The 8,461-nt window shown below is 75.7% G+C and carries 9 protein-coding genes and 1 pseudogene; 1 reads left to right on the forward strand and 9 read right to left on the reverse strand.

Annotated features, from left to right (window positions below; genetic code table 11):
- Positions 1–2,176: WD40 repeat domain-containing protein (locus ABD308_RS22275; protein WP_344337915.1), on the forward strand; the 2,176-nt coding region annotated here is incomplete at its 5' end.
- 9 nt (positions 2,177–2,185) lie between these two features.
- On the opposite strand, the gene ABD308_RS22280 is transcribed toward ABD308_RS22275, so the two are convergent.
- The 9 genes and pseudogenes from ABD308_RS22280 to ABD308_RS22320 form a co-directional block, all read right to left on the reverse strand.
- Entirely contained in the window at positions 2,186–2,617 is a 432-nt protein-coding gene (locus ABD308_RS22280) for a PPOX class F420-dependent oxidoreductase (RefSeq protein WP_344337917.1), read from the reverse strand.
- Positions 2,614–3,552, reverse strand: a complete 939-nt coding sequence (locus tag ABD308_RS22285) for an NAD(P)-dependent oxidoreductase (protein ID WP_344337919.1) — start codon at positions 3,550–3,552, stop codon at positions 2,614–2,616. The genes ABD308_RS22280 and ABD308_RS22285 overlap by 4 nt, the downstream gene beginning before the upstream one ends.
- Before the next feature lie 63 nt (positions 3,553–3,615).
- Positions 3,616–4,260 (reverse strand): response regulator transcription factor, encoded by a 645-nt coding sequence (locus ABD308_RS22290; protein ID WP_344337994.1) that lies wholly within the window; start codon positions 4,258–4,260, stop codon positions 3,616–3,618.
- A complete protein-coding gene (locus ABD308_RS22295) occupies positions 4,212–5,654 on the reverse strand; it encodes a sensor histidine kinase (RefSeq protein ID WP_344337920.1) in 1,443 nt (480 codons plus the stop codon). Before ABD308_RS22295 ends, ABD308_RS22290 begins: the two co-directional genes overlap by 49 nt.
- 1 nt (position 5,655) lies before the next feature.
- Positions 5,656–6,540 (reverse strand): CPBP family intramembrane glutamic endopeptidase, encoded by an 885-nt coding sequence (locus ABD308_RS22300; RefSeq protein WP_344337922.1) that lies wholly within the window; start codon positions 6,538–6,540, stop codon positions 5,656–5,658.
- A gap of 133 nt (positions 6,541–6,673) precedes the next feature.
- Positions 6,674–6,976 carry a DUF1905 domain-containing protein gene (locus tag ABD308_RS22305; protein ID WP_344337923.1) on the reverse strand — a complete coding sequence of 101 codons (303 nt, stop codon included), beginning with the start codon at positions 6,974–6,976 and terminating at the stop codon, positions 6,674–6,676.
- A gap of 62 nt (positions 6,977–7,038) precedes the next feature.
- A complete protein-coding gene (locus ABD308_RS22310; RefSeq protein ID WP_344337925.1) occupies positions 7,039–7,557 on the reverse strand; it encodes a GNAT family N-acetyltransferase in 519 nt (172 codons plus the stop codon).
- Between the two features lie 46 nt (positions 7,558–7,603).
- Entirely contained in the window at positions 7,604–8,176 is a 573-nt protein-coding gene (locus ABD308_RS22315) for a dihydrofolate reductase family protein (protein ID WP_344337926.1), read from the reverse strand.
- A gap of 74 nt (positions 8,177–8,250) precedes the next feature.
- Positions 8,251–8,461 (reverse strand): annotated as a pseudogene (locus tag ABD308_RS22320) (SRPBCC family protein); the annotation flags it as partial.

The raw sequence follows: 8,461 nt of genomic DNA on the forward strand, positions 1-8,461 counted from the left end.
CTACCGCGCCGCCGCGACCCCCGAGGCGCGCGGCGCGCTGCTGGCCTCCGCGCTCCAGCCGGTGCAGACCCGGCTGACCGGCCACACGGCGTTCGTGGTCGGCCTGGCCTTCAACCGCACCGGCCGGACCCTGGCCAGCGCCGCCGCCGACGGCAGCGTCCGGATCTGGAACACCTCGGACCGCTACCACCCGTCCCCCGGCGAGGTGCTGGAGGCCCGGGGGAACGCGGCGCTCGCCTGGCACCCGGACGGCAACCACCTGCTGGTGCACACCTCGGCGGACCTCTCGGTGTGGGACCTCGCGGACCCGTCCCGCCCGCGTCTGGTCTCCCGGGCCGCCGCCGACGCGGGCGCGATCGCGGGCCTCGCGGTGAGCCCGGACGGGAGCACCCTCGCGGTGGCGGCCGGCGGCGGGCTGCGGCTCTGGGACCTGCACGACCTGTCCCGCCCCGATCCGGTCCCTCCCGTCCCGGCCGCCCCCGGGTCGGAGGCCGCGCCGGTCGACTCCGTCTCCTTCCACCCGGACGGCCGCACGCTCGCCCTGACGGTGTCCGGCGGCCGCGTGCGGATCCTCGACGTCGCGGACCGGGCCTTCCCGCGCCCGCTCGCCGAGCCCGGCGGCACGGCCACGCTGTCCGTGGCCTTCAGCCCGGACGGCCGGCGGCTGGTCGGCGGCGGGGGCGGCGCGGGCGACGGGCTGCACCTGTGGGACACCTCCGACCCGGCGAAGCCGATCGCGCTGCCCGATCCGGCCCCCGGCCAGGAGACCAACCCGTCGCTCTCCTTCCCCGGACGGGAGCCGGTGCTGGCCACCGTGTCCCGCGCCGGGCGGCTCACGCTGACCAGGATCGACGACAAGCCCGCCGCCGCGCGGGTGGTCCCCGGCGGGAGCGGTCTGCTGGCCGCCGCGTACGCGCCCGACGGCCGCACGGTCGCCGGCGGGGACGAGAACGGCGTCGTCACGCTCTGGAACGCACCGGTGCAGAGCCTGCCCGAGGCCCTCGCCGGCAGGCTGGACCTGGGGGAACCGGTGTTCTCCGCCGACGGCCGCTACGGCGTGGGCCGCTCCGGCACCATCTGGCGGATCGACCGGGACGGCCCGCCGGTCCCGGTCGGCTCGGTGCCGGGGGCGACCGGGGAGGTCCGCTTCCTACAGGGCCGCGACGTGCTGGTCGGCATGGCCGGGCCGGAGCGGCTGCGGCTCTGGTCCTTCGCCGACGGAACGGCCCGCCCGGCGGGCGAGATCCCCCTCCCCGAGGCCCTGACGGGCCGCCCGGTGGTCGGGGCGAGCCCGGGCAGCACGGTGATCGCCGTGTACAACGGCACCCCGCCGTACATCTATCTATGGGACATCCAGCAGGTCCACCACCCGGTCCGGCTGGCCACCATCCCCGACCAGTACCCCAACACCGACACCCGGCTGACGCTCTTCGGCGAGCACGGCCGCCGGCTGGCCGTCATCCACGGCACCCAGTTCCGGATCCTGGACCTCACCGACCCGGCGAACTCCCGGCAGCTGGCGCTGGTCCGGACCCAGCCGCGCAGTCTGGACACCAGCGGCGACAACTGGCTGATCGTCAGCCGCGAGGTGATCGCGGGCGAGGAGCCCCACCGGCCGAACACCGCGTGGGCGCCGGGCGCCGAGGGCGAGGCCGACCGGCTGGACGCCGGACCACGGCTCGGCGACACCGCCCGTTTCGTCCGCGGCCGGACCGTCGTCGCCCTGTCCGACCTCGGGCAGCCGTTCCTCGCCGACCTGGAGGACCCCGGCAAGCGGCACGCCCTCCCCGGCGGGCTGAGCCGGGTGACCTCGCTGGCCGTCGGCCCGGCCGCGGGAGCGCTGGTCGCCTGGGGATCGACGGACCCGACCGGGGCGCCGCTCGCGCTCTGGCGGCCCCCGGCCGACGGCGCCCCGCCCGGGAGCGCCGAACTGATCGCGCAGACCCGCGTGGAGCACTCCGGTCTCGTCCTGGAGGGGTTCCGGCCGGGCGACGGCGCGCTGCTGCTCGGGCTGCCGTCCAGCCCGCTGGCGCTGCTGGGCGGCGAGAGCGTCCTGGTGCCGACCGACTTCGACCGGCTCCGCCAGGACCTCTGCGCGGTCCGGACGGTCCGCTACGGCCGGGCCGAGTGGGCGAACACCTTCTCGGACCTGCCGTACGCGGACCCGTGTGCCTGACCGGCCGGGTCAGGCGCGCCCGCCGTAGACGTGGTCGACCGAGAGGATCATCAGGACCCGCCGGTCGGCGACCATCGCGGCGCGGTACTCGTCCCAGTCCGGGTGTTCACCGGCCGCGCGCCGGTAGTAGTCGACCAGTTCCTCCACCTCGGGACCGCTGGGGTCGGTCGACGGGCCGATCAGGGTGACCGTTCCTTCGGCGGTGGCCCAGGCCCAGCCGTCGGCGCGGGTGACCTCCAGGGCGGCGCGCGGGTCGCGGCGCAGATTGGCCGTCTTGGCGCGGCCCTCCGTCATCGAGACGTAGAGCCGCTCGGCGTCCCGGTCGTAGTACGGCATCACGGGCGAGAGCTGGGGCCGGCCGTCGGACTTGATCGTGGCGAGCACACCGAGACGGCTCTCGGCGAGCAGGGCGCGGGGGTCGAAGGTCGTCATGGCGGTCATTCTCCGGCACCGTGCCCGGCGGCGGGGGCGGGCCGGCGGAACTGCTCGACCAGCACTGCGTAGCCGGCCCCGCCCTGGCCCGCCGCCAGCGCCCGGCCCGCCAGCGCCCGGATGAGGTCCGGGAGTTCGGTGCTCACGCCGAGGGCGGCGCTCTCCTCGACGAGGTGGTCCATCGTGGCGATGTGGGTCTCCAGGGTGGCGTCGCCGGCCGGGTAGGTGCCGGCGTCGACCTGGCCGGCCTGGTCGGCGAGCCAGCCGGCCACCGTCACCGTCGTGCGGGCGGCGAGCGGGGCGTAGGCCGTGGCGTCGAGGCCGGCCGCGCCGAGCAGCGCGGCGCCGTGCAGGAAGCCGTTCAGGATGCTCCACATCAGCCCGAGCACGGCGGAGTCGTGCAGCGCGGCGAGGCCGTGGTCCTCGCCCAGGTGCGTGGTGGCGTCGGCGGCGAGGGCGCGCAGCGCGGGCGCGTGGCGCTCGAAGTCCGCGGGGGCGCCGGCGTACACCACGACGGCCTCCGGCGTGCCGATGGCGGGCGGCACGGCGAAGATCGCGCCGTCCAGGTAGCCGCCGCCCGTGGCGGCCACCCGGGCGGCGTTCTCCCGGGCCTGCGCGGCGGTGCCGGAGGTGAGGTTGACCAGGACGCGACCGGCGAGCAGGTCCCGGTCGGCGGCGTCGAGGCGGTCGAGCAGTTCGCGGACGGCGGTGTGGTCGGACACGCAGACCACCACCAGTTCGGCGGCGGCCACCGCCTCCTCGGGCGTGGCGGCGGGGCGGGCTCCCGCGTCGGTGAGTTCGGCGGCCTTGCCGGGGGTGCGGTTCCACACCGTGGTCGGGTGGCCCGCGCGCAGGAACGCCCCGACCAGGGCCCGCCCCATCAGCCCGAGGCCGAGGACGGCCACGGGAACGTCTTTCGCTGATCCTTGCTGAGCGTCGGTCATGGCGCCATCCTCAACCTTCACACCGGTGTGAGAGTCAAGCGAGGAGCCGAAAATGACGGATGGTCAGCGTTTGAGATAGGCGAGGACGGCGAGGACGCGGCGGTTGTCGTCGGCGGAGGCCTCGATGCGGAGCTTGGCGAAGATGCTCGCGGTGTGCTTGGCGACGGCGCTCTCGCCGATGTGCAGGGTGTGCGTGATCGCGGCGTTGGAGCGGCCCTCGGCCATCAGCCGCAGCACCTCGTGCTCGCGCGGGGTCAGCTCGGCGGTGGTGCCGCGGGCGTCACCCCGGGCCAGCAGCTTGGCGATCACCTGCGGATCCATCACCGTGCCGCCGCCCGCGACGGTCCGCACCGCGTCCACGAACTGGTCGGTGTGGGTGACCCGGTCCTTCAGCAGGTACCCGATCGCGCCGTCGCCGTCGGCCAGCAACTCCTGCGCGTAGAGCTGGTCGACGTACTGGGAGAGCACCAGCACCGGCAGCGCGGGCCGCGAACGGCGCGCCTCCAGGGCGGCGCGCAGGCCCTCGTCGGTGAAGCCCGGCGGCAGGCGGATGTCGACCACGGCGACGTCCGGCTCCCGCTCGCGCAGCGCGCGCAGCAGGGCCGGTCCGTTGTCGACGGCGGCGACCACCTCGCAGCCGTGGTCCTGGAGCGTGCGAATCAGGCCGTCCCGGAGGAGGAAGAGGTCCTCGGCGAGGACGACGCGCAGGGGATCTCGGAGCGGATCTCGCACGGTATCTCCAGGGTTACGGTGGTCGGGCCGCCCGGCGGGCTGTGCGGGGCGAGGGTTCCGTCGACGGTGCCCAGCCTGCGCACCACACCGCGCAGGCCGGTGCCCCGCTCCGGGTCGGCGCCGCCGTGGCCGTCGTCCGCGACGACCGCGCGCAGTACGCCGTCCGCGTGTGCCAGGCGGACCGTCACCTCGCGGCCGCCGGAGTGCTTGGCCGCGTTGGCGAGCAGTTCGGCGACGGCGAAGTAGGCGGCGGTCTCGACCGGCGCCGGGAGCCGCCCCGGCAGGTCGGCGGTGACGCGCACGTCGAGGAAGCTGTCCAGCGCGAGGGAGCGCACGGCGTCGCCGAGGCCCCGGTCGGTGAGGATCGGCGGGTGGATGCCGTGGACCAGGTCGCGGAGGTCCTGCAGCGCCCGCGCCGAGCCGGCCCGCACCTCCCGCAGCAGCGCGCGGGCGCCGCCCGGGTCGGTGTCCAGCAGCCGGGTCGCCTCGTCCAGCGCCATGCCGACGGCGACCAGCCGGGCCTGCGCGCCGTCGTGCAGGTCGCGTTCGATGCGCCGCAGTTCGTCCGCCCGGGCGTCCAGCGCCTCGGCGCGGGTGTCGGTCAGGTGCTCGATCCGCCGCTCCAGCTCGGTGGTGTACGGCGCGACGAGCGCCCGCCGGCTCCAACGGGCGTGCAGCTCCAGCGCGGTGGGCGCCAGCCGCAGGCCCGCACCGGTGAACAGCAGGCCGAGCACGGCGGCGGCGAGCATCGAGGCGGTGGAGTCGACGAGCACGAAGGCGTACCAGTTGCCGGGGCCGAGCCACGGCCAGACGAAGGGCTGGAGGACCGCGCCGAACAGGCCGTACCCGACGAGCCAGAGCGGCACCGCGACCAGCAGCCCGCCGGTCCACGGCTCCAGCCAGGACCACCTGAGGTCCCGCCAGAAGCCGTCGTCGCCGAGGATGCGCACGGCCCGCCGGTGGCGCGGGCCCTCGGCGGGCGGCAGGGGCTCGGGCGGGCTGATCCTGGTTCCGGTCCAGCGCTCCGTCCAGGAGCGGTAGCGGTCGGACAGCCGGCGCAGGGCCCGTGCCGCGCCCGGCAGCAGCGGCCGGCCCATCCCGATCGGGAGCAGCATCAGCACCCCGACCACCAGCGCGCCGGCCGCGCTCACCACGAAGGAGTACAGCGAGAGCCGCTGACAGCGGGCCAGCGCGCGCAGCTGGGCGCGCGCCGTGGGCTCCGCTCCCGCGCCGACCCGTGCGTCGACCCGTGCGCCGGTCCCCGCGCCGGTCCCCGCGCCGGTCCCCGCGCCGGTCTCCGCGCCGGTCTCCGCGCCGACCCCTGCCGTCCCGCCCCGCCCCGCCGCCATGCCCGCCCGTCGCTCCGTCACCTCAGCGCGCCCCGTGCCGCGCCGCCGGGATCCTATCCGGCGCGGCCGGCAGCGCCTCGACCCGGTACGGCCGGGCCCGCCGACGGGCCCGCAGCACCCACGGCACCGCCGCCAGCAGGCACGCGGCGCCGAACAGCACCATGGGCGCCACCGCGCCGTCCTCCTCGTCCATGGCCAGCAGCATCCCCAGGTTGACCAGGGTGTGGAAGCCTCCGGCGAGCAGCAGCCGGTTCGCCCGCACGCCCTCCAGCGCCAGCCCGAGAACGACCGACATCGCCACCGTGGCCAGCAGGAACCCGGCCGCGTACCCGGGACGGGCCGCGAACACCTCCACGTGCCAGAGGCCCCAGAGCACCCCCACCGCGACCGGGGCGGCGAGCGGCCCGAAGCGGGTGCGCAGCAGCGGCTGGAGGTGGCAGCGCCAGCCGATCTCCTCGCCGCACGCACCGACCAGTTGGGCCAGCACGATCAGGGTGAACGGGTGGGCGAGCGAGCGGGGGTCGGTCAGCCGGGCGTCACCGTCGAGCAGCGCGTAGCCGCCGGTGGCCGCCACGACGATGAGCGGTGCGGTGAGCAGCAGCCGCCACCCGGAGCGGCCCGGGCCCGCCCAGGCGGTGTCGTCCCGGCCGGCCCGCGTACCGGGGCCTGCCCCGGCCAGCCGCGCCCGGATCCGCGCCGGCCACACCAGGGCCGCGGCCAGCACCCCGGCGGCCGGGCCGAACTGGGTGAGCTGGAGGACCTCCTCCGGGATGCCGGTCGCCGGCTGGAGCGCCCCCAGGGCGCCGGCGGCGGGGAAGGCGACGGCGAGGAACACCGCCGCCTCCGCCTTCCACGCCGTCCGCTGGTCCCGTGCCCGCTGTGCCCGCTGTGCCCGCTGTGCCCGCATGTCGTCCGCCTCCGGTCCGCTCGATCACGTCCTCGCGACGACGACTCTTCCGTTCCGGCCGGGCGCTGCCATTGCAGTCAGCTGCCCAAGGGGGGTGCAGCTAACTGCACCCCCCTTGGGCGAGCGGGCTCGTTCAGAGGTCGATGAGTTCGACGGTGAGGGCGGCGGTGTCGCCCGGTTCGAGGTCCTCGGCGGTGCGGACGGCGCGCTTGACGGGCAGGACGTAGCAGCCGCGGCTGCTGTCGGGGAAGATCGACGTCTGCCAGGAGCTGGCGCCGAGGGTGACCCGCACGCGCAGCGAGCCGAAGCCGCGGCGCGGCCCGGCGGCCACGTCGCGGATCTCCTCGGAGGCCTCGACGGGCAGGCTGACGAAGGTCCAGCTGTCGGCGCGCCGGGCGTCCCAGATCCAGAGCTCGGCCTCAAAATCGAACACCACCCGCCCAGCATCGCACGCGCCACCGACAACCCGGCCGTTCACGCGTCGCGTCGCGCCCGCGCTCACATCGGCAGGGAGTGCAGACGCACGGCGCCCTCCGGCCACCGCGCGCCCTCGTGCAGCGGGAACCACAGGGTGCGCAGCGGCATCACCACCGGACCGGCGGGCTGCTCGACCTCGACGGGGGCCTCCAGCGGACGCCAGCCGAGGCGGGTGTAGAGGCCGGCCACCTCGGGGCGGCAGAACAGGAACGCGAGCCGCGGGCCGAGCTCCCGGGCGCGGGCCAGCGCGCCGTCCACCACCGCGCGGGCCAGCCCCTGGCCGCGCCGGTCGGCGGCGACGGCCACGCCGCCCAGCCCGACGGCGTCCGTCCGCCGGCCGCCCACCGACACCGGCAGCACGACCAGTCCGGCGTGCGCGACGAGCCGGCCGTCCGGTTCCGCGAGGATCCCGACGTGGTGCTCCTTGGGCCGCCAGGTGATCCCCAACGCGGCGACCCCGAAGGCGTCCTGGGTGTCACCGAAGATCTCGGCCAGGTCGTAGCGCTCCAGGGGGACGACGTTGTTCCGATGATCGGTCATCGCCCCATGCTGTCACGCCGAGGGGCCCACCGGGCGGGTCCCGGCGTCAGCGGACGACGTCGAGGACCTGCTTCTGCAGACCGTTGGAGTAGACCTCGTGCTCGACCAGCTTCAGCTTCTGGGCGTCCTTGTCGGTGCCGCTGAACAGGCGCTTGCCGGCGCCGAGCAGCAGCGGGTAGACGAGCAGGTGGTAGCGGTCGATCAGGCCGGCGTCGGAGAGGGCCTGGTTGAGGGACGCGCTGCCGTGGACGATGATCGGGCCGCCCTCGGTCCCCTTCAGCGCGGCGACCTCGTCGAGCGAGCGCAGGATGGTGGTGTCGCCCCAGTTCCCCACCAGGTCGCCCTCGGCGAGGGTGGTGGAGACGACGTACTTGGGAAGCTCCTTGTAGCGGGCGAACTCCGCCATGTCCGGCCAGACCTGGCTGAAGGCCTGGTAGCTGACCCGGCCCAGCAGCATCGCGGTGGCCTCCTCCTGCTCCCGGCCCTTGATCTCGAAGGCCTCGGGGACGAACTCGACGTCCTTGAAGGTCCAGCCGGAGTTGCGGTAGCCGGGTTCACCGCCGGGGGCCTCGACGACGCCGTCGAGGGAGATGAACGCGGTGCTGATCAGGGTGCGCATGGTGATTCCTCGGTGAGCGGTGGGACGGTGAACGGTGGGCGATGGGACGGTGAGCGGTCGGTGCGTGGCGGTCGTCAGGCGAGGACGCCGGTCAGCCACCGCTGCCAGGCGGCCTCGGCGTCCTCCGGGTGAGGGCCGAAGAGGTGGTGGAACATCAGGACCAGGCCGGCGCCGTGGTGGAAGGTGTAGAGGCCGTCGGCGGTGCGGACGGAGAAGCGCTCGGCGTCCGCCCAGACCACCTCGCCGTCCAGCGGCGGCAGTCCGGCCGGCGCGGTGCGCGGCCGA

Source organism: Kitasatospora putterlickiae (assembly GCF_039527695.1).
Lineage (GTDB): Bacteria > Actinomycetota > Actinomycetes > Streptomycetales > Streptomycetaceae > Kitasatospora > Kitasatospora putterlickiae.

What these genes read in the sequence shown, in the direction of transcription:
- ABD308_RS22280 (WP_344337917.1), bottom strand. Translation starts at nt 2,617, where the DNA reads ATGACCGCCATGACGACCTTCGACCCCCGCGCCCTGCTCGCCGAGAGC.
- ABD308_RS22285 (WP_344337919.1), bottom strand. Translation starts at nt 3,552, where the DNA reads ATGACCGACGCTCAGCAAGGATCAGCGAAAGACGTTCCCGTGGCCGTC.
- ABD308_RS22300 (WP_344337922.1), bottom strand. Translation starts at nt 6,540, where the DNA reads ATGCGGGCACAGCGGGCACAGCGGGCACAGCGGGCACGGGACCAGCGG.
- ABD308_RS22310 (WP_344337925.1), bottom strand. Translation starts at nt 7,557, where the DNA reads ATGACCGATCATCGGAACAACGTCGTCCCCCTGGAGCGCTACGACCTG.
- ABD308_RS22315 (WP_344337926.1), bottom strand. Translation starts at nt 8,176, where the DNA reads ATGCGCACCCTGATCAGCACCGCGTTCATCTCCCTCGACGGCGTCGTC.